At 68.1% G+C, this 19,092-nt stretch carries 15 protein-coding genes; 2 read left to right on the forward strand and 13 right to left on the reverse strand.

Annotation, left to right across the window (positions count from 1 at the left end):
- Nucleotides 1-302: 302 nt before the first annotated feature.
- A complete protein-coding gene (locus BMY69_RS05550; RefSeq protein ID WP_255364501.1) occupies nt 303-2,699 on the forward strand; it encodes a GH92 family glycosyl hydrolase in 2,397 nt (798 codons plus the stop codon).
- A gap of 116 nt (nt 2,700-2,815) precedes the next feature.
- Here BMY69_RS05550 and BMY69_RS05555 read toward each other — a convergent pair whose 3' ends face one another.
- The 11 genes from BMY69_RS05555 to BMY69_RS05605 all read right to left on the reverse strand — a co-directional run bounded on the left by BMY69_RS05555 (nt 2,816) and on the right by BMY69_RS05605 (nt 15,752).
- A complete protein-coding gene (locus BMY69_RS05555; RefSeq protein ID WP_090175904.1) occupies nt 2,816-5,140 on the reverse strand; it encodes a heavy metal translocating P-type ATPase in 2,325 nt (774 codons plus the stop codon).
- Nucleotides 5,137-5,553 (reverse strand): heavy metal-responsive transcriptional regulator, encoded by a 417-nt coding sequence (locus BMY69_RS05560; protein WP_090052732.1) that lies wholly within the window; start codon nt 5,551-5,553, stop codon nt 5,137-5,139. The genes BMY69_RS05555 and BMY69_RS05560 overlap by 4 nt, the downstream gene beginning before the upstream one ends.
- 91 nt (nt 5,554-5,644) lie before the next feature.
- Nucleotides 5,645-6,604: an MBL fold metallo-hydrolase gene (locus BMY69_RS05565; protein WP_177191084.1), complete on the reverse strand. Its 960-nt coding sequence runs from the start codon at nt 6,602-6,604 to the stop codon at nt 5,645-5,647.
- A gap of 128 nt (nt 6,605-6,732) precedes the next feature.
- Entirely contained in the window at nt 6,733-7,860 is a 1,128-nt protein-coding gene (locus BMY69_RS05570; RefSeq protein WP_218143127.1) for an MDR/zinc-dependent alcohol dehydrogenase-like family protein, read from the reverse strand.
- A 20-nt stretch (nt 7,861-7,880) separates the two neighbouring features.
- Complete coding sequence (locus tag BMY69_RS05575) at nt 7,881-9,935, reverse strand: 2Fe-2S iron-sulfur cluster-binding protein (protein WP_090175910.1); 2,055 nt, start codon at nt 9,933-9,935, stop codon at nt 7,881-7,883.
- Nucleotides 9,936-9,947: 12 nt separating this feature from the next.
- On the reverse strand, nt 9,948-10,562 hold the full coding sequence (locus BMY69_RS05580; protein ID WP_090052724.1) for a glutathione S-transferase family protein: 615 nt from the start codon (nt 10,560-10,562) through the stop codon (nt 9,948-9,950).
- 103 nt (nt 10,563-10,665) lie between these two features.
- Nucleotides 10,666-11,598 carry a LysR family transcriptional regulator gene (locus BMY69_RS05585; RefSeq protein ID WP_090175912.1) on the reverse strand — a complete coding sequence of 311 codons (933 nt, stop codon included), beginning with the start codon at nt 11,596-11,598 and terminating at the stop codon, nt 10,666-10,668.
- 154 nt (nt 11,599-11,752) lie between these two features.
- The gene (locus BMY69_RS05590; RefSeq protein WP_090175914.1) at nt 11,753-12,658 is read right to left on the reverse strand and encodes a helix-turn-helix domain-containing protein; all 906 of its coding nucleotides are present in this window, start codon (nt 12,656-12,658) and stop codon (nt 11,753-11,755) included.
- Nucleotides 12,659-12,811: 153 nt separating this feature from the next.
- Nucleotides 12,812-13,714 (reverse strand): LysR family transcriptional regulator, encoded by a 903-nt coding sequence (locus BMY69_RS05595; protein WP_090175916.1) that lies wholly within the window; start codon nt 13,712-13,714, stop codon nt 12,812-12,814.
- A 51-nt stretch (nt 13,715-13,765) separates the two neighbouring features.
- Nucleotides 13,766-14,659 (reverse strand): GMC oxidoreductase, encoded by an 894-nt coding sequence (locus BMY69_RS05600; RefSeq protein ID WP_177191085.1) that lies wholly within the window; start codon nt 14,657-14,659, stop codon nt 13,766-13,768.
- A gap of 184 nt (nt 14,660-14,843) precedes the next feature.
- Nucleotides 14,844-15,752 (reverse strand): LysR family transcriptional regulator, encoded by a 909-nt coding sequence (locus BMY69_RS05605; RefSeq protein WP_218143128.1) that lies wholly within the window; start codon nt 15,750-15,752, stop codon nt 14,844-14,846.
- Nucleotides 15,753-15,871: 119 nt separating this feature from the next.
- On the opposite strand from BMY69_RS05605, the gene BMY69_RS05610 reads away from it, so the two are divergent.
- Nucleotides 15,872-16,222: a hypothetical protein gene (locus tag BMY69_RS05610; RefSeq protein ID WP_090052709.1), complete on the forward strand. Its 351-nt coding sequence runs from the start codon at nt 15,872-15,874 to the stop codon at nt 16,220-16,222.
- 181 nt (nt 16,223-16,403) lie between these two features.
- Here the strand turns inward: BMY69_RS05610 and BMY69_RS05615 are convergent, their stop codons facing one another.
- Both BMY69_RS05615 and BMY69_RS05620 read right to left on the reverse strand, forming a co-directional pair.
- Nucleotides 16,404-17,594, reverse strand: a complete 1,191-nt coding sequence (locus BMY69_RS05615; RefSeq protein ID WP_090175920.1) for an MFS transporter — start codon at nt 17,592-17,594, stop codon at nt 16,404-16,406.
- A gap of 72 nt (nt 17,595-17,666) precedes the next feature.
- Entirely contained in the window at nt 17,667-19,046 is a 1,380-nt protein-coding gene (locus BMY69_RS05620) for an NAD-dependent succinate-semialdehyde dehydrogenase (RefSeq protein WP_090052705.1), read from the reverse strand.
- Between the last annotated feature and the right edge of the window lie 46 nt (nt 19,047-19,092).

Genomic DNA, 19,092 nt, shown 5'->3' on the forward strand with positions numbered 1-19,092 from the left:
TGGGAGCGGACCCGGCCGCGACAGCTTCCGCATGCCCTTGTGGGAGCGGACCTGGCCGCGACAGCTTTTCGCCGTGCCCTGGAGCTGGCGCGCAAGACCACATACCGCCGCGAGCGGCCATCGCGGCCAGGTCCGCTCCAACAGCGACATCCTGCGTCGCGGCCAGGTCCGCTCCAACAGGGACATCCTGTGTCGCGGCCAGGTCCGCTCCAACGTCACCATGACCCATGGCACGGGACATCCGGTCCGCCAGCGATTTCAATCGATATAAGTACCGGTCCCACGGAGAATCCCCCTTGCGCGTGTTTCGTCCGATCGCCCTCGCCGCCGCTCTCGTCCCCGCCGTCGCCGCCGCGTCGTCGGGCCCCGCCGACCTCGTCAACCCGCTGATCGGCACCACGAACGGTGGCAACGTCTTTCCGGGCGCGGTCATGCCGTTCGGCATGTTGCAGTTCAGTCCCGAAGCGTCGCCGCTGCCGGGCAAGAAGGCGCCGATCGCCGCGCCGGGCGGTTACGAATACCGTGCCGATGCGATCCGCGGATTCAGCCTGACCAATGTCGAAGGCTGGGGCTGCGCCGGCGCGTCGGGCGATGTGCCCTTGATGCCGGTCACGGAAGACATCGTCGCGTCGCCGTCGACCGACTTCCGCCATGCGTATGCGTCGAAGTTCTCGCACGCCAACGAAACCGCGAAAGCCGGCCACTACCGCGTCGCTCTCGACAACGGCGTGACGGCCGACCTCACCGCCGCGTTGCACTCGGGTGCGGCGCGGTTCGCCTTCCCCGCCGGCAAGCCGGCGAACGTCCTCGTGCGGGCGTCGGATTCGGAGGTGGGATCGGAGCGCGCATCCGTCACGGTCGACGCGGCCAGCCGCCGCGTCAGCGGCCAGGTGACCAGCGGCAACTTCTGCGGCTACATCAACGAGGCGGACCGCCGCAGCTACTACACCCTCTACTTCGTGGCGGAATTCGACCAGCCCTTCGCCTCGACCGGCGCCTGGCAGGACACCACGGTCACGAAGGGTGGCACGCACGCCGAGGGCGGCACGGGTTACGGCCCGAAGGGATTTCCCGAAGCCGGCAAGGGTTCGGGCGCATGGGTGGGATTCGCCAAGGGCACCGGCGCCGTCAACGTGCGCGTCGGCATCTCGTACGTGAGCGCCGCGAACGCGCAGGCGAACCTCGACGCCGAGATCCCGAAAGGCACGACGTTCGAGTCCCTGCGCGACAAGGCCGTCGCCGCGTGGAACGAGCGCCTGTCCCGCATCGACATCGAAGGCGGCACGCCCGACCAGCGCACGGTGTTCTACACCGCACTGTACCACTCGCTGATGCATCCGAACGTTTTCAGCGACGTCAACGGCGAATACCGGGGATTCGATGACAAGGTGCATCGCGTCGCCGGCATGCAGCGGGCGCAGTACGCGAACTTCTCCGGTTGGGACGTCTACCGCTCGCAGCTGCCGCTGGTCGCATGGCTGGAGCCGGACACCGCCAGCGACATCGCGCAGAGCCTCTTCAACCAAGCGCAGCAGAACAACGGCGTGTGGGACCGCTGGACGCACAACAACGGCGGCACGCACGTAATGAACGGCGACCCGGCGGCGCCATCGATCGCCGGTATCCACGCCTTCGGCGCGCGCGGGTTCGACGCGAAGGGCGCCCTCGCCTCGCTGGTGCATGCCGCGGACAACCCCACGGCACTCGATACGTCGCACGACGGCTGCGAAGTCGAATGCGTGGGCCAGCGTCCCGGTCTCGACGCGTGGCTCAAGCTGCATTACATCCCGGTCGGCGCACCCGCCTGGGGTCCGGCGGCCGACACGCTCGAAACGGTCGCCGCCGAGTTCGGCATCAGCGCGCTCGCGCAGCGCCTCGGCGACGACGCCACATCGAAACGATTCCTCGATCGCGCGCAGTACTGGCGCAACCTGTTCGATCCGCAGGCCACGCCGGAGGGCGGCTACATCCGCAACCGCAACGCGGACGGCAGCTGGGCGCTGGTGAAGGACGACGACGACAAGGAAGCCCATGCGTTCACGCCCGCCACGGGCGACGGGTTCGTCGAAGGCAGCGCCGCGCAGTACGTGTGGATGGTGCCCTTCAACGTCGGCGGTCTGTTCGATGCGATGGGCGGTCGCGAGAAGGCGCGCAAGCGTCTCGACGCGTTCTTCTACCAGCCCGACGGCAGCTTCGCGGTGACGAAGTCCGGTCCGCTGCATGCGGAACTCGACAACGAGCCGTCCATCGGCACGCCGTGGCTCTACAACTACGCCGGCCAGCCCTGGAAGACGCAGGAACTCGTCCGCCGGGTGCTCGACACGATCTGGCTCAACGCCCCCAACGGGATCCCGGGCAACGACGACCTGGGCGAGATGTCGTCGTGGTATGTGTTCGCGTCGCTCGGCGTCTATCCGGCCATTCCGGGTCGCGCGGAGCTCGTGGTGGGCAGCCCGCTCTTTAAGCGAGCGACGATCCATCGCGCGAACGGCGATGTCGTGATCGACGCGCCGAATGCCGGGGCGGGCAAGCCGTACGTCGTCGCGCTGAAGGTGAACGGCAAGCCGTCCGCCCGCTCGTGGCTGCCGGAGGATTTCGCGCTCAAGGGCGGCAGGCTCGAGTTCGATCTCTCGACGAAGCCGAACAAGGCGTGGGCGTCGAAGGCGTCGGACGCACCGCCTTCGTTCGACGTTCGCTGACGCGGCGACCGTCTCGGGTTCCCATCGCCGATACGATCGGTTCCCACGCTTGGGTAGCTACGTGGCTACCGGAGGGTGGGAGCCGATCGTATCGGCGATCCGGCGCCGCGACCCCGTCAGATCGTCTCGGAACGCAATCGCAACGCGTTGCCCACCACCGACACCGAACTCAGGCTCATCGCCAGCGCGGCGAACATGGGCGACAGCGTGATGCCGAACAACGGATACAGCGCGCCGGCCGCGAGCGGCACGCCGATGGCGTTGTAGACGAACGCGAAGAACAGGTTCTGGCGGATGTTCTTCACGGTCGCCTCCGACAGCGCCCGTGCGCGCGCGATGCCGGCGAGATCGCCCTTGAGCAGCGTCACGGACGCGCTCTGGATCGCGATGTCGCTGCCGTCGCCCATGCCGATGCCGATATCGGCGGCCGCGAGCGCCGGCGCGTCGTTGACGCCGTCGCCGGCCATAGCGACCACCGCTCCGTCGGATTTCAGCGCGGCGACGAGACGCGCCTTGTCCTCCGGCGAGACACCCGCGTGCACCTCGTCGATCGGCAGCGACGCCGCCAGCGCCTTCGCCGTCGCCTCGTTGTCGCCCGTGGCCATCACCAGGCGCACACCCGCCTCGCGCAAGGCCTCGAGCGCGGGCGCCGTCGACGGCTTCACCGCGTCCGCGAGGCAGATCAGCGCCGCGAGCCGTCCGTCGATCGCGAGATACATCGCCGTGGCGCCCTTGCGCCGGGCGCGGTCGGCGGCGTCGTGCGCCGCACCGATCTCGACGCGCTCGTCGTCCATCAGGCGCGCATTCCCCAGCGCGAGGTCGTGACCGTCGACGCGACCCGACACGCCGCGTCCCACGGCGACGCGGAAGCCGGAAACGGCGGATGTCGCCAGACCCTCGGCTTCCGCGGCCGCGACGATGGCCCGCGCCAGCGGATGCTCGCTCGGACGCTCCAGTGCCGCCGCCAGCGCGAGCGACTCCGCGCGGTCGCGAGCGAACGTCACGATCTCCGTGACCACCGGACGACCTTCGGTGAGCGTGCCCGTCTTGTCGAACACCAGGACGTCGACCTCGCGCAGGCGCTCGATCGCGGCCGCGTCGCGAAACAGCACGCCCGCGCCGGCACCACGACCGCTCGCCACCATGATCGACATCGGCGTGGCGAGACCCAGCGCGCACGGGCACGCAACGATCAGCACGGACACCGCGGCCACCAGCGCATGCGCGAGGACGGGTTCGGGACCGAGCAACCACCAGGCCACGAACGCGGCGAGCGCGATGACCACCACCGCCGGCACGAACCAGGCGGCCACCCGGTCGGCCAGTCGCTGCAGCGGCGCACGCGAGCGCTGGGCTTCGGCCACCATCGCGACGATGCGCGAGAGCACCGTGTCGGCACCGACATGCCCGACGCGCATCGTCAGGGCGCCGTGCTGGTTCTGCGTGCCGCCGGTGAGCCGGTCATGCGCCTTCTTCGCCACCGGCATGGGTTCGCCGGTCAGCATCGATTCGTCGACATGGCTCTCGCCGTCGACCACGTCGCCATCCGCGGGCACCTTCTCGCCCGGGCGCACGCGCAGCGTATCGCCGACCCGCAGCGCTTCCAGCGGCACGTCGTGCTCCGACCCATCGGCGTCGATGCGCCGGGCGGTCTTCGGCACGAGGCCGAGGAGTCCGCGCAGGGCTTCGCCCGTCCGCCGACGCGCACGCAGTTCGAGGAAGTCGCCCAGCGTCACCAGCGCGACGATCACGGCCGCGGATTCGAAATAGACGGCGACATGGCCGTGCATGTCGCGCAGGGATGCCGGGAACAACGACGGCGCCACGAACGCGACCGCGCTGTAGACCCACGCGACGCCCGTGCCCAGCGCGATCAGCGTGTACATGTTCGGCGACCACGGCACGAGCGAACGCCAGCCGCGCGCGAAGAACGGCGCACCGCCCCAAAGCACGACGACGGTCGCCAGCACGGCTTCGATCCACCGCGCCGCGCTCGCCCAGGGTTCCGGCCACATCCAGCCGAACAGGTGCGGGCCCATCGCCACGACGAGCACAGGCAGCGTCAGCGCCACGAGGGCGGCGAGGCGACGCCCGAGCGAGCGCACCTCGCCATCGTCGTCGTCCAGCGACGGCATCGCCGGTTCGAGCGCCATGCCGCACTTCGGGCACGATCCCGGGCCGACCTGGCGCACTTCCGGGTGCATCGGGCAGGTGTAGACGGTGCCGGCCGGGACGTCGGCCGGCGCGGGCTTCGGCGCCAGGAACGTCGCTGGCGCGGCGACGAAGCGCTCACGGCAGCGTGCGCTGCAGAAGTGGTATTCGTGGCCCTCGTGCGTGGCGTGGTGCGCCGTCTTCGCCGGGTCCACGGTCATGCCGCAGACGGGATCCAGCACAGTCGCGGCGGCGTGAGCGGTGTCGTGCGAACAGCAGCCGTGGCTCATGCGACCGGCTCCACGAGGGCCTTGAGGATCGGGCAATCCTCGGGCGCACCGTGACCGGGACAGGCATCCACCAGCTCGGCCAGCCCCGCGCGCACCCGCTGAAGTTCCGCGATGCGGTCGTCGATCGCACGCAGCCGGGTGCTCGCCCGTTCCCGCACGCCTTCGACGCCGCCCTGCCGATCGGTGGACAGGGCGAGAAGTTCGCGGATCTCGTCGAGCGTGAACCCGAGGTCCTTCGCCTTGCGAATGAAGCGCAGGCGCGCCACGGCGCTGGCGTCGTATTCCCTGTAGCCGGAAGGCCGGCGGCGGGGCTCGGGCAGCAGCCCTTCCCGCTCGTAGAACCGGATCGTGTCGATGGCGACACCCGCGCTGCGCGCGATGCGGCCGATGGTGAGGGCGGATTGAGTGGTCATGAATAAAGTCTAGACCCTTGATATAGGTCGAGAGTCAAGAGAGTCCGCGGAGCGCTGCGGCGCTCCGCGGGACGGATGGCCCGGGCCGGGCCTACTTCAGGCCGTCGTAGACGATCCGGGTGAAGAAATCCGGGTCGATCACGAAATGCCCGTAGACGGCGTCGTACTTCGCGGTGGGCTTGGCCGCGATGACTTCATCCCGCGACTTGCCCTGCTTCTTGAGCGCGGCGACGTTGTCGCGGATACCGGCGAGCATGTCCCGGAAATCCTGCAGCTGCTTCTTCGTGCCGACCGGGCCGTGCCCGGGAACGAGGACGACGTCTTCGTTCAGCTGCGCGAGGATCGCGTCGTTCGCCTTGATCATGCCGTCGATGCCGCCACCGTTCTCGTTGTCGATGAACGGATAGACACCGTTCCAGAAGAGATCGCCCAGCGAGGCGACGTTCGCTTCCTTGAAGAACACGTACAGGTCGGTGTCCGTGTGCGAGGGATCGATCAGCCGGATTTCCACGGTCTGCCCGTCGAAACGGATCGTCCGGTTCGCCTTGACCACGTCGGTCGGGATGCCCGCCTTCGCCATCGGCTTGAACGTGTAATCCCAGTCGTCCACGCGCGTCGACGTCGACACGCGGCGCACCGTGCCCGCCGTCGCGAGGATCGTCGCGCCATCCTCGTGCACCCACGGATTGCCGTCCGTATGGTCCCAGTGGTAGTGCGTGTTGATCAGGTACTTGATCGGCCCTTTCCCGAGCGCGGCGATCGCGGGTTCGAGGCGCGGCCGCGACACGGCGATGCCCGCGTCGACGAGCAGCTTGCCCTCCTTCCCGACCAGCACCGTGATGTTGCCGCCCGAACCGGACAGCATGCTCAGCGGTCCGCGCAACGGCGTCGTATCGATCGGCGTGGTCGCGGCCGCTTCGTTGATCTTGATGACCGGGCTCACCGGCCTCGCCGTGTCGGCCGCATGAAGCGGACTGCAGGCGAAGGCGACGGCGAACGCGGCGAGGACGGCCGTACCGACGCGGCCATGGTTCGACGAGAGGTGTTTCATGTTGGTTCTCCCTGGTGAGGCAGGGCCGGTAACGGCGTCGCCGGTCCGCACGCCATTCTGGATCCCTCCACACGCCCGATCTTGTCGGATCACGCGATAAACGCCCCGAAGCATCCGCCGCGAGCGCATCACGCGTTCCCGCCGTTGGGCAACACGAGGTACTTCCGGTTCGTGCCGCGACGCATGCACTCGCTCAGCGCCTCGACGCTCAGCAACCCGGTGAGCGTGAAGCCGCCCTTGTAGTGGCTGGCGAACGTGGTGCGGATCTCCCTTGCGACACGCGCCTTCATCGCATCGACCGTCGCGGCATCCAGCTTCGCGAGTTCCCAGACCATCAACCAGCCGCCGATGCTCCATGCGGTGCCGACGTCGAGGTCGACGATGCGCGGAGCGGCATCGAGCAGACCGTAGTTGAAGACCTGCTTGCGGACCGGCGAACCATAGGCGCTGTACGAGCTCATGGTGTCCTTTCCGACGCGCTCCATCGCGGCGAGGATGATCGATGCCGTGCGACCGCCACCGATCGCGTCGAAGGCGAGAGTCGCGCCCGACGCGCGCACCGCATCGGTCAGCCGGGGCACGAAATCGGCGGCGGAGCTGTCCACGACGTGCCGGGCGCCCTGCGCGCGAAGCAGCGCCACCTGCTCCGCCGAGCGCACGATGTTGACGAGCGGAACATCTTCCGCGATGCACAGACGGTTGAGCATCTGTCCGAGGTTCGATGCGGCCGCCGTATGCACGAGCGCGGCGTGCCCTTCACGCCGAAGCGTCTGGAGCATGCACAACGCCGTGAGCGGATTGACGAACGCGCTGGCGGCCTGCTCGGGCGTCACGCCGTCGTCGACGACGATGCAATCGCGGAGCGAAACCACACGATGCGTGGCATAGGCTCCTCGCGCCGTGAGGAAGGCGACCGTGCGACCGACGAGATGGCGCGCGTCCTCTCCCGCCGCGACGACGACACCCGCGCCCTCGTTGCCCACGGGCACGCGCTGCCCGAGTCGCGCCGACACGCTGCCCAGTGCCATCGGCGGCACCATGCCCTCCACCACCGCGCCGTCGCCTTCGCCCACGACCTTGAGTGTCGTCGGATCGACCGGACCCAGCAGCAGGCGCAGGTCGGATGGATTGACCGGTGCGGCACGCACCTCGACGACCAGTTCGTCGCGGCCCGGCGGAGGCAATTCGGCATCCTCCAGCGAAAGGCGCAGCGTGCCGCCGGCGTCGATGGTGGAACGCAGTTCGCGAGTCTTCATGAAACGCATCGCAAGGGTTCTCAGAGTTCGAGGTGCAGGGGTGCGGAGCCTTCGGCCGGTACCGCGCTGCAGATGAGTACCTCGTCGTCAGGCACCTTCAGGGCGGTGGGAACCGGATACGTCACGGCACCGCTGATGAGCTTCGCGCGGCAGCTGCCACAGGTGCCGCTTCGGCAGCTGAACTCCGGTGTCAGTCCGCGCTGTTCCGCGAGATCGAGCAGGCTGCCACTGTCGGGCGTCCAGCGTGCTTCCTTTCCGGAGGCCATGAAGAGCACGGGAACGGACGTCGTGGAAGCAGGCACGACGGGTACCGCGGGCGCACCGGCATCCGGCTGCCGCGCGAGGGACGACGGACCGAAACTCTCGGCGTGGATGCGGGCATCGGAAACGTTCAGTTTGCGCAGGCCGTCGTAGACGTCCTGCATGAAACCCGCCGGTCCGCAAACGTAGAAGTCGTAGTCGTCGAACGGCAACGTCGACTTCAGCAGGTCCGCGCTGAAGCGGCCCTCGACGTCGTAGTCGCTGCCGATCGTCGCATCCTCGACGTTCGCCAGGATGCGGATGTGACGCAGGCCTCCCTTCGCTTCCGCGACCAGCGCGGCGAACTCGTCGGCGAAGGCGCGCTCGCGACGGGAACGCGCCGCCTGGAACACCCAGGTAGGCCGCAAATAGCGCGTGCGCAAACCTTCCCGCACCACATGGCGCGCCATCGCCAGCGCGGGCGTCACCCCGACGCCGGCGGCGATCATCACGGCGGGCCTGCGCACGCGCGAGTCCATCGTGAACGCGCCGTCGGGCGCCCGGGCCTCCAGGAGGTCGCCCACGCGCAGCACGTCGTGCAGATGGCTCGACACCGCACCTTCCCGCTTCACACTGATGCGCAGGCGCGGGTCGGACGGTGCGCTCGACAAGGTATACGTGCGCAGCACGGGCGACGCCGAGCCTGGCAACGCCACCCGAATCGGCAGGTGCTGGCCGGGAAGCGACGCCGGCAGACCCGCGCCGTCCGCCGGCGACAGATGGAACGAGCGGATCGACTCGCTCTCGTCGACGATGGCCTCCACGCGGTACGGACGCCACTGGCGCGCCAGTTCGGCGGCCCGGACGCGGGCTGCCGCATCCTCCCAGCTGCCGGTGATCGTCGCGTTCGGCGAGGCGCCGCCGTCGACGTCCTGCCAACGTAGCGGGAGCCCCGCGGGCCGGTGGATCACGCGCTCGGGACGGAAGCGCCACAGACGTTCCGCGCCCACGAACGCGGCGATCTCGGGCGCGTCGAGGATGACCTCCGCGCTACCCGTCATCTGCAGCAGGTCGCCGGTGGCGAAGTCCACGAAGACCATGCCCGCGCGTGGGTTGAGCAGGAAGTTGCCCAGCGTGTTGAAGAAGAGATTGCCCGAGAAATCGGGAATGGTCAGGACGCCGTCGTCGTCGATGTGGACGAAGCCCGGCTTGCCGCCGCGATGCGACGCGTCGACCTGGCGCGCACCGTCGCGCACCACATAGGAAGCGACATAGAAGCTGTCGGCGGCGCGGATCATCCGCAGCGCCTTTTCGTCGAGGCCGCTCGACTCCGTTACATCTCCCGGCGGTGCCGCGTCGAAGCGGTACTGGCGCAACTGGATGTACTGCGGGCAGTTGCCGTAGCTTTGCGTGGGGACGATACGGAATCCGCTATCGCCCTTTCGCTCGACGTTGCCGTTGAGCCGGTTGCGTCGACGCGTGTGGAGCTCGATACCGAGCATCCCGATGCCGTCGCCGTCCTCCATGCCCGCGTCCGCCGGATCGCGCGGCTCGCGCGGCAGATCGAACACGAGGCTGCGCGGATCGGGCGAGTGCATGAAGCCCTCCGGGCCGGCACGCAGCGTGGCCCAGACGTCGCCCTTCGGGTCCACCGCGCCGAGCACCACGAACGGCAGCTGCGCGTAGAACTCGCGATGCTGGTCGGGCATGAAATCCCGGGCCATCTGTCGCTGGCCCGGAATCTTCATGCGCTCCTCGACGCCGACGCTGCGCTGCAGCGTCAGCTCGCCTTCGTGCCAGGGAGACGCGGTGACGGGATTCAGTAGCGTCTCCATGACACGCCTCCTTCAGGCCAGGACCAGGCCGACCGCGGTCTTGTCGAACGGCACGAAGCCGGGCAGCGCCTCCACGCGATCGAGCCAGGCGAGCACGTTCGGGTAATCGGAGGTATCGACGTTGCCCTCGGGTGCCGCGGAGATGTAGCTGTACAGCGCGACGTCGGCGATCGTGGGCTGCGCGCCGGCGAGCCAGTCGCGGGTCCGCAGCTCACTCTCCATCACGGCGAGAAGCGCATGGGCCTTCTTGATCGCGAGGTCGGCATCGAGCTTCGCGCCGAACACGGTGACCAGACGGGCGGCCGCCGCGCCGTTGGCGAGTTCGCCGGCGGCGACGGAAAGCCAGCGTTGCACGCGGGCGGCTTCGACCGGCGTCTCCGGGAGCCACTCGGTGCGACCCGTCTTCTTCGCCAGGTAGACGAGGATCGCATTGGAATCGCCGATCGACGTGTCGCCGTCGACGAGCGCGGGCACCTGTCCGAACGGGTTGATGCGCAGGAACGACTCCGTCTTGTGCTCGCCCTTCATGAGGTCGACGAAGACCGGCTCGTAGTCGGCGCCGAGCAGGCCGAGGAACAGGCGGGTGCGGTGCGAGTGACCGGAAAGGTTGTGGTAGTAGAGCTTCATGGTGTTGTCCCTGGGTCGGTGTGAGTGTCGGTGGAGAAAGTGTCGACGCATCGCCCCGCCCGAGAAACCACGCGGTGCGCAATTGATTCTTTCGCCGGGCGGTTCAATCGCCATGCGCCATGCGGGCGTCCGCCTGCCAGTGCAGCAGCCTGTCGTCGCGCAGCGACTGGCTCGCGAGATCGACGAAGGCGCGTACCTTTCGGGCCGCGTGCCGGCCCTCGTGATGCAGTACGTGCACGGGAAGAGGCACCGATTCGTGGTCCCGCAGCACTTCCACCAGGCGCCCCGACGCCAGGTGATCGTCCACCATGTAGGACACGACGCGTGTCAGACCGAAGCCCGCGAGCGCGGCGCCGATCGCGGCCTCGTTGCTGGATACCGTCATGCGCGGGCGCACGCGGACGACCGTCGCCTGATCGCCCACGACGAACCGCCAGTCGACGGATGGGGTGATGCCGTTCGCCATGACGACCGTGTGATCCACGAGGTCCGCCGGACTGGAAGGCGCTCCGTGGCGGGCGACGTAGCAAGGCGAGGCGCAGACGACGCGTCGCACGCGTCCGACACAGCGGGCCTGGTAGGCGGAGTCCTGGAGGGGGCCGATCCGCACGGCCACGTCCACGCCTTCGTCGATCATGTTGACGACGCGATCGACGAAACGGCATTCCACCTCGGCTTCTGGATAACGACGAAGGTATTCGGTGACGATGGGCGTGACGCGCATCGGACCGAACACGCTCGACGCTGTCACCACCAGACGTCCGCGCACTTCACCGTGCGATCCGGCGGCGGCCTCCTCGGATTCGGCGACGTCGGCGAGGATCCGCCGGCAGTCGTTGGCGTAACGCGCACCTGTCTCGGTCACGCGCACGACGCGCGTCGTGCGCGTCAGCAGACGCACACCCATCGCATTCTCGAGCTCGCTCACGGCGCGCGTCGCCATGGGTGCCGACAGTTCCAGTTTCCTCGCGGCGGATGCGAAGCCCCCCTCCTCCACCACCGCAAGGAAGATCGCCATCGCCTGTAGTCGGTCCATTCGCCCTCGCGCCCGTGAACGTCATCAAACGGCAAGGCGACATTCTTGCCGCGGTGCCGAGCCGTGGCTTGCACGTTAAACCCATGTGGAAAACAGCTTTTCAGCCGCTTTCGTGCGTGCCGGAAGCATTCGCTCCCGCGACGGAGTTCACGCGTCAGGGATAACGATTTTCGCCATCGGCATGGTCGCACGTGGCTTCGCGTCGCCACACCAGCGGCGTCGTGCGCACACGCCGCGAGAACGCTCGCGTGAAATGCGTCTGGTCGGAGAATCCGCACGCATATGCGACTTCGCACAGAGGCAACGTCGTGTCCGCGAGCAATGTCTTCGCTCTTTCGATCCGCTGGTCGAGCAACCACTGGTAAGTGCTCAAGCCGGTCGAGACCTTGAAGAGTCGGCTGAAATAGCTTGGAGAGAGACCGCAAGCGCTGGCGATCTCCGGCAGCGAGACCCGCTCCGAGAGTCGGGAAAGCATCAGATCGGTCGCCCGTCGCACCTGCCACGCAGCGAGGCCTTCCTGGCGACGCTGCGCGTTCGCGGGGTCGGCCCCTCGGGTGCCGACGAGATGGGCGACGAGCGCACGGACGAGGTGCTCGATCGAGTCGCCGTGCGCATCGATGTCCTTCGCGAGCGAGACGAGCGCGCCGGCCATCTGTACCAGGGGTCGGTCCACGCACGGCAGGCCGGGCGCATCCGCCCAGGCGAGTCCCTTGAGTGCCTTCCCGGTGACATCGACGCAATGCATGACCAGCACTCGACCCGGGGATCCCGCGCCTTCCACTAGCCATGGCCGGTTTCCCGGGCGGAGGCGAACCACTCCGGCGTCGACGTCGTCGTCGCGATCGACGGCACGCACGCGGAATTCCGTAGCTTCGTCCAGGGAGACGAACAGGACCTGGGCGTCCGCGCCCAGCGCGGCCACATGACGAATGACACCCGGCCCCACGCTGAGAACGCCGCCATGGCAGAGCGTTTTGCCAGACGCGTCCACGGTCCAGTCTTCGGGCGGAAAAGTTGCCCCTGAAACGATTGTCGCGTCGATTTCTTCGACGTGTGCCATGCGCTGTCCCGTGATTCACGCCGACTCCGGCGCGAACACGATGGCTGCTGCGCGGGACCGCGTATCGAACGTCCCGATGGTAAGCGCGCTAGGGAGAGGCTATCTATCCGTCGTTTTGAAACGCACCGTTTCAGAATCGTGAAGCATCGCCCATCACGGACGCGACCGCGTTTCGGTCGAGGACGGGTCGGCCACGTCGTGGGTGCTGAACTCCTCGACCAGCATGTCGAGAAAGGCGACGACCTTGGGCGACCCGCGACGCTGTTCGGGGTAGAGCGCCCATACCTCGATAGGACGACCGACGCGCTCGCCCCACCGCACGAGGCGGCCTTCGCGGATGTCGTCGCGAACGAGCGACGCGGGAAGGATGGCCGCGCCGAGGCCTTCGCGAACGGCGTCCCAGATCATCGGCAGCGACGACAGGCACAGCACCTCGCGCGGATGCGTGACGAGGACCCCCTCCTCCGTGTCGATGTGCCACGTCCGCTGCGCACGCGCGGCGCTGAGGAAGATGGCGGGGAACCCCTCGCCGTCCTTCGGCACGGGAATCGAAGGCGCCGCGACGATGACGGCGCGGTCGCGGCGGAGACACCGCCCCGCCAGTTCGGTGTTCGGCTCCGGGTTCGCGCGGATGACGAGGTCGAATCCATCCTTGAACGCGTCCACGAAGCGATCGTCGACGACGATCTCCAGCTGGACGTCCGGATAGCGGCGGGCGAATCGCGCCGCCATCCTGCCGATGCCGCGATGCGCGAACAGCATGGGCGCGCTCACGCGCAGGCTCCCCCTGGGATGTTCGGCCGTCGAGGCGAACTCCGTCGCGAGGTCGTCGATGCGATCCAGCATCGCGCGTGTCTCCTCGTGGAAGCGCACACCTTCGTCGGTCAGGCGGAACGGCTTCGCGCCGCGGTCGACGAGGGCGATCTTGAGAAATTCTTCAAGCTCGCGAACGCGGCGCGACAACGACGCTTTCGGCCGCCCCGTCTTGCGGCTTGCCTCGCTGAAGCCGCCATGCAGGGCGACCACGTTGAAATCGGAAAGCGACTGGAGGTCCATGCGATGCCGGCTCGGGAGATGCAGGCAGTGTCATCCAGGCGATCACGACACTCAAGCGCCCAGCGGGTCGAACACCCGAAGCCCTTCCACACCGTGGACGGATCCGGACGCGTCCGCGATGTCCTCCAGCTCCATCGGGATACGCGGCGACGGCGACGCGGCGGACGCGAGCTGTTCGAGGATCATCGCTTCGAGATGCTCGTCCGATGTCGCGACACCGGGAACCCGCTCTTCCCCCAGCATCGTCGAAAGCTCGCCCTGCCGCGCGAGGGCCCGGGCGAGACGCACGCCCCCGAGCATGCGCTTCCTGTCCCCCGCCGTCGCCAGCAGGTTGTAAGTCACACGCGGCGCGATGCGCGGATCGCGTGAGCGAAGCCGCAGGTAACCCACCGATTCCGGGCGGCTCATCGACACGACCAGCGCGATCGAGCGAAGCGCCGGATCGTCCTGCGCGTTCCCGATGTTCAGCGGAAGAAGGGAAAGATCGATGTCCGTGCCGGGAACCGGACAGGCGTAGACCGCGTGGGCCTCGACGTTGCCCTCGTCCTGCCCCCGATGCGGCAGCCCGTACACGATGTGGTAACGCGGTTTGACGAGGAGGCGCTCGCCGACGGGAAGGTTGCGGACGACGGGAATGCCGAACTCTTCGAGGCGCGCCGCCGGTCCGATGCCCGATCGAAGCAGGATGGCGGGGCCGAGCATCAGTTCCGCCGAGAGCACGACGTTCGCCGATCGGTGCAGGCGCCCGTCGGCGTCGACGACGCCGGCCACGCGGTGGCCATCGAAGACGACGCGATCGGCGGCGACGCGTGTGCGCGCTGCAAGCAGCGAAGGCGGCCCGGCCCCGTCGGCGATCGGCGAAGCCACGTCTCCCGGAGCGCGCCATTCCATGTGTAGCACACGCAGTCCACGTCCAAGGCCGGCGTGGCGCGCCAGCGTGTCCATGGAGCACGTCCGGCCGACGAGGATGACGTCATATCCCATGCACACCGAGCGAACCCCTGGACGGCCGAACACGTCGGACCCTTGTCACCGGATACTAGGCCGGCCGTCGCGGATAGGCTTGCATTCCGACGCAGTTCTTGACGAAAGCGCCACATCGATCGTCACGTAGCGCAGTGATCGACATTCATACGACCCGGCGGTCGAACGACGAGGCTTCTTCCGAGAGCCGCGCGCGCAGCCGTGGCGTGACGAACTCGAGGAAGGCCGCCAGACGCCGCGGCATGCGCTGCAGCCCCTGGTACACGACGTGGACCGGCCAGGCGGGCAACTCGTAGCGTTCAAGGACGATCTCCAGGCCGCCGCGGCGGACCGCGTCGCCAACCTGGTAGGAAAGGAGACGGGTGATGCCGAGCCCGGCTTCGGCGGCGTCGAGCGCGGCTTCCGCGGCGCTGACGACCAGACGGGAACGGACCGGCACGCTGCGCGTCGTGCCGCCTTCCATGAACCGCCATGCCTCGGGCGTCGCCAGGTTGTCGAAGGTGACGCAATCGTGGACCGCGAGGTCGTCGGGTACGCGTGGCATGCCACGGCGAGCGAGGTAACGCGGGCTTGCGCAGGTGACGCGGCGCACGCTGCCCACTTCGCTGGCGATGAGCGTGCTGTCCGGAAGGTGGCCGATGCGTATCGCGAGGTCGAGCTGCTTGTCGACGAGCGGGATGACCTTGTCGGACAGCTGAAGGCGCACGTCGACCTCCGGATGCATCGGGAGGAACTCGGCGATCAGCGGGCCAATGTGCGTGCGCCCCATCACGACGGGCGCGGTCATGTAGATCGCCCCCTTGGCCTCGCTGTAGGCACCGGCCGCGGCCTGCTCGGCCTGCCTCAGCAGATCGAGGATGCCGCGGATCGAAGCGACGTAAGCCTCGCCGGCCTCGGTAAGCATCGTACGCCGCGACGACCGGACCAGAAGACGCGCGCCGAGTTGTGCCTCGAGTTCGCTCAGATGACGGCTCACCGTCGCGATCGGGATGTCGAGGTCGCGCGACGCGGCGGAAAGGCTTCCCGTCTCCACCACCTTGAGCAGCAGCTGCATTGATTCGAACCGATCGATGCCGCGGCTCCTGGAAGGCTGGTTTCTGATTGTCATACGGCACGGCCCGGAAAAGTGTGATGAAATGCCGTTGCAGGGTCCCCTGCCGTCAGGACCAAACGATGTCTACCGAGCCGTTCGTCATCGATGCGCTTCGCGCGATCAGTCACGACACCATCGCTCTGGTCCGGCTGTTCGAAGCAGGAAATTACGAAGATGCCGCGCATTGCGCACGGCGCATCGTGACCCTTGCGCACGATGCCCGGTTGATGCGCGTATGGTCTGCGGCGATCGTCGTGCAGACGACGCTCGCCCGGGATGATCGCGCGATGCCGCATCCGGTGGACGCGGGCGTGGTGGGCCTCGTCGAGGAAGTCGAACGCGCATCGGCCGCGCTCGACAGCGATTCGCCTGGCGACGACGGTCCCTCGCCCCTCCATCGGGAGAGCGACCTCCACATCACGTCTTTCTAGGCTTGTGCGCCCTCGCCGGGTGCGTCGATCGACCATGGTTCTCCCCGCAGCGCGGCGCGGCGCAACGCTTTCGCGCCACCGGGCGAACACCCGACGGCTGGACACCGAAGTCTACGGAACCCTGCCGTCCGCTTTATCGGACGAAGCATCGATAATTGTTCATTCCCGGCGACGGTACCGATCAGTCCGCCGCCGACCGGTCGCCCGCGTTGCGCCAGGCGACGACGAGCGCGATGGCGCTGAGCAGGCAGAGCAGCACGCACACGGCCGTCCAGCCATCGAGGCGCCAGGCCTGGATGCCAAGCGTGGTTCCCAGCGCGCCGCCCGTGAAGAACGTCGCGATGTATACCGTGTTGATCCGGCTGTTGGCCAACGGATCCAGCGCGTAGACCTGCGCGAGGCTGCTGACCTGCGTCGCCTGCACGCCGACGTCGATGACGACCGTCGCGAGCGCGAGGACCCAGACGGATGACGCCCCGGCCGCCGCGAGCAGCGTGCCGACGAGCAGGACGCCGAGCGTGACGAGCTGCATGCGCGACGGCTTCAGCCGGTCGGAGAGCTTTCCGGCCAGCGGCGAAACGGCCGCGCCGAGCACGGCCGCGATGCCGAAGAGGCCGATCTGCCGCGTATGGAAGCCGAACGCGGCGCGCAGTTCGAACGTCAGCGTCGTCCAGTAGGCGCAGAAGACGCCGAAGGTGAGCGCACCGAGCAGCGACACCCGGCGCAGCGTCGCGAATCGTCCCCACTGGGCGGCCGTCGACGCGAGCAGTCTGAGGTACGGCTGCCCATGGCGGACGCCCTCGGACGGCACCATCGCGGCGGTCAGGCACGCGACGCCCGCGGCGGCGGACGCCGAGAGTTCGAAGATCGCGCGCCATCCCCACGATGCCGCCACCAGTCCGGCGACGATCCGCGCGGACAGGATGCCCGTGAGCGTGCCCGTGAAGACCTGGCTGACCACGTGCCCCCGCCGTTCCGGCGGAGCGAGCGTCGCCGCGAGCGGCACGATCACCTGCACGGCGGTGGCGCAGACGCCCGTGAGGAACGCGGCGACGTAGACGGCGAGAAGGGTCGGCGCGACGCCGAGCGCGAGCAAGGCGACGCAGAGCATCGCTTCCAGCGCGATGACCAGCCGCTTGCGATCGATCAGGTCGCCGAGCGGCGCGACGAACACGAGGCCGATCGCGAACCCGGCCTGCGAAAGGATGGGCACGACGCCCGCCTGCGCGCCGGTCACGTGAAGTGACGCCGCCATGTCGCCGAGGATCGGCTGGCTGTAGTAGAGGTTCGCGACGGTCGTGCCGGTGGCGACCGCCATGCTCGCGACCTGCGCACGCGTGAGCGTGCCGGCGATCGACGGGATCGTGGACATGGGAATCCTGAAGACGAAAGCGCCGTCGCGCGGTGACCCGGACGACGGCGCGGGAGGGGGGAACGGGCGACGTTACTTGTCGAGGCCCGCCATCAGCGTGTACTTGACGCTCACGTATTCCTGGATGCCGTAATAGCTGCCTTCGCGTCCGTAGCCCGACTGCTTCACGCCACCGAACGGCACCGATTCCGTGCCGACCGAACCGCTGTTGAGGATCACCATGCCGGCCTTGATGTCGCGCGACATCCGGAACGCGCGGCCGAGGTTCGGCGTGAAGGCATAGGCGACGAGGCCGTACTCGCTGTCGTTGGCGCGCCTGACCACTTCCTCTTCGGTCGTGAACCGGTAAAGCGGCAGCACGGGTCCGAAGATTTCCGTGGTGCGCACCTGCGCATCGTCCGGAACGTTGGTCAGGATGGTCGGCTTGTAGAACAGCGAATCCGGCCTGGCCAGCTCACCGCCCGACAGCACCGTCGCACCGTGCTTCACCGCGTCGGCGACCAGCGCGTCCACCTTGTTGACCGCCGACTGGTTGATCAGCGGACCGACCACGAAGTCTTCCTGCAGGCCCTGCTCCACGCGGATCCGCTCGATGGCCACCTTGAGCTTCGCGGCGAACGTGTCGTAGATCGCGTCCTGCACGTACACGCGGTTCGGCGAGATGCATACCTGGCCCGAGTTGCGCAGCTTCGCGGCGACCAGTCCGGCGACCGCGTCGTCGACGTCGACATCGTCGAAGACGATGAACGGCGCGTTGCCACCCAGCTCCATGGTCATCTTCTTCAGCGTGTCGGCGCTGTTGCGCGCGAGCAGCTTGCCCACGTTGGTCGAGCCGGTGAACGAGATCTTCTGGATGCGCGGGTCGCTGGTGAAGGCCTCGCCGATCGTCTTCGGATCGCCCGTCACCATTTCGAACACGCCCTCCGGAATGCCGGCCTCGCGGGCGTATTCCAGCAGCTTGTACGCGGTGAGCGGCGTTTCTTCCGACGGCTTGATGATCATCGTGCAGCCGGCGGCCAGCGCCGTCGCGATCTTGCGGGTGACCATCATGAAGGGGAAGTTCCAGGGCGTGATCGCCGCGGTGGGGCCCACGGGCTCCTTCGTGACGATGACCTGGGCGTTATGCGCGTGGGTCGGGATGGTGTCGCCGTAGACGCGCTTGGCCTCCTCCGCGTACCACTCGATGAAGCCCAGGCCGTAGGCGATCTCGCCAAGGGCCTCGCTGAGGCACTTGCCGTTTTCCTTCACCATCAGCTCGGCGAACGCGCGGCGATCGGCGCTCACCAGTTCGAACCAGCGGCGCAGCTTCGCGCCGCGCTCCTTGGCCAGCAGGCGCGACCACGCCGGGAAGGCGTCGCAGGTGCGGTCCACGGCGGCCAGCACCTCGGCCGTGGTCATTTCGGGGGCTTCGCCGACGACGCTGCCGTCGGCCGGGTTGTAGACCTTGATCATGTGAAGACTCCTCGACAGGGGGGATATCGACCGCGGATTCGCGGCA

The organism is Luteibacter sp. UNC138MFCol5.1 (assembly GCF_900110505.1).
In the GTDB taxonomy this organism is placed as follows: domain Bacteria; phylum Pseudomonadota; class Gammaproteobacteria; order Xanthomonadales; family Rhodanobacteraceae; genus Luteibacter.

Excerpts from the sequence above, each read along its gene's own strand:
- BMY69_RS05580 (WP_090052724.1), bottom strand. The coding sequence starts at position 10,562 with ATGAAGCTCTACTACCACAACCTTTCCGGTCACTCGCACCGCACCCGC.
- BMY69_RS05595 (WP_090175916.1), bottom strand. The coding sequence starts at position 13,714 with ATGGACCTCCAGTCGCTTTCCGATTTCAACGTGGTCGCCCTGCATGGC.
- BMY69_RS05565 (WP_177191084.1), bottom strand. The coding sequence starts at position 6,604 with ATGAAACACCTCTCGTCGAACCATGGCCGCGTCGGTACGGCCGTCCTC.
- BMY69_RS05560 (WP_090052732.1), bottom strand. The coding sequence starts at position 5,553 with ATGACCACTCAATCCGCCCTCACCATCGGCCGCATCGCGCGCAGCGCG.
- BMY69_RS05620 (WP_090052705.1), bottom strand. The coding sequence starts at position 19,046 with ATGATCAAGGTCTACAACCCGGCCGACGGCAGCGTCGTCGGCGAAGCC.
- BMY69_RS05555 (WP_090175904.1), bottom strand. The coding sequence starts at position 5,140 with ATGAGCCACGGCTGCTGTTCGCACGACACCGCTCACGCCGCCGCGACT.
- BMY69_RS05570 (WP_218143127.1), bottom strand. The coding sequence starts at position 7,860 with ATGAAGACTCGCGAACTGCGTTCCACCATCGACGCCGGCGGCACGCTG.
- BMY69_RS05585 (WP_090175912.1), bottom strand. The coding sequence starts at position 11,598 with ATGGACCGACTACAGGCGATGGCGATCTTCCTTGCGGTGGTGGAGGAG.
- BMY69_RS05605 (WP_218143128.1), bottom strand. The coding sequence starts at position 15,752 with ATGCAGCTGCTGCTCAAGGTGGTGGAGACGGGAAGCCTTTCCGCCGCG.
- BMY69_RS05590 (WP_090175914.1), bottom strand. The coding sequence starts at position 12,658 with ATGGCACACGTCGAAGAAATCGACGCGACAATCGTTTCAGGGGCAACT.
- BMY69_RS05575 (WP_090175910.1), bottom strand. The coding sequence starts at position 9,935 with ATGGAGACGCTACTGAATCCCGTCACCGCGTCTCCCTGGCACGAAGGC.
- BMY69_RS05610 (WP_090052709.1), top strand. The coding sequence starts at position 15,872 with ATGTCTACCGAGCCGTTCGTCATCGATGCGCTTCGCGCGATCAGTCAC.
- BMY69_RS05615 (WP_090175920.1), bottom strand. The coding sequence starts at position 17,594 with ATGTCCACGATCCCGTCGATCGCCGGCACGCTCACGCGTGCGCAGGTC.
- BMY69_RS05600 (WP_177191085.1), bottom strand. The coding sequence starts at position 14,659 with ATGGACACGCTGGCGCGCCACGCCGGCCTTGGACGTGGACTGCGTGTG.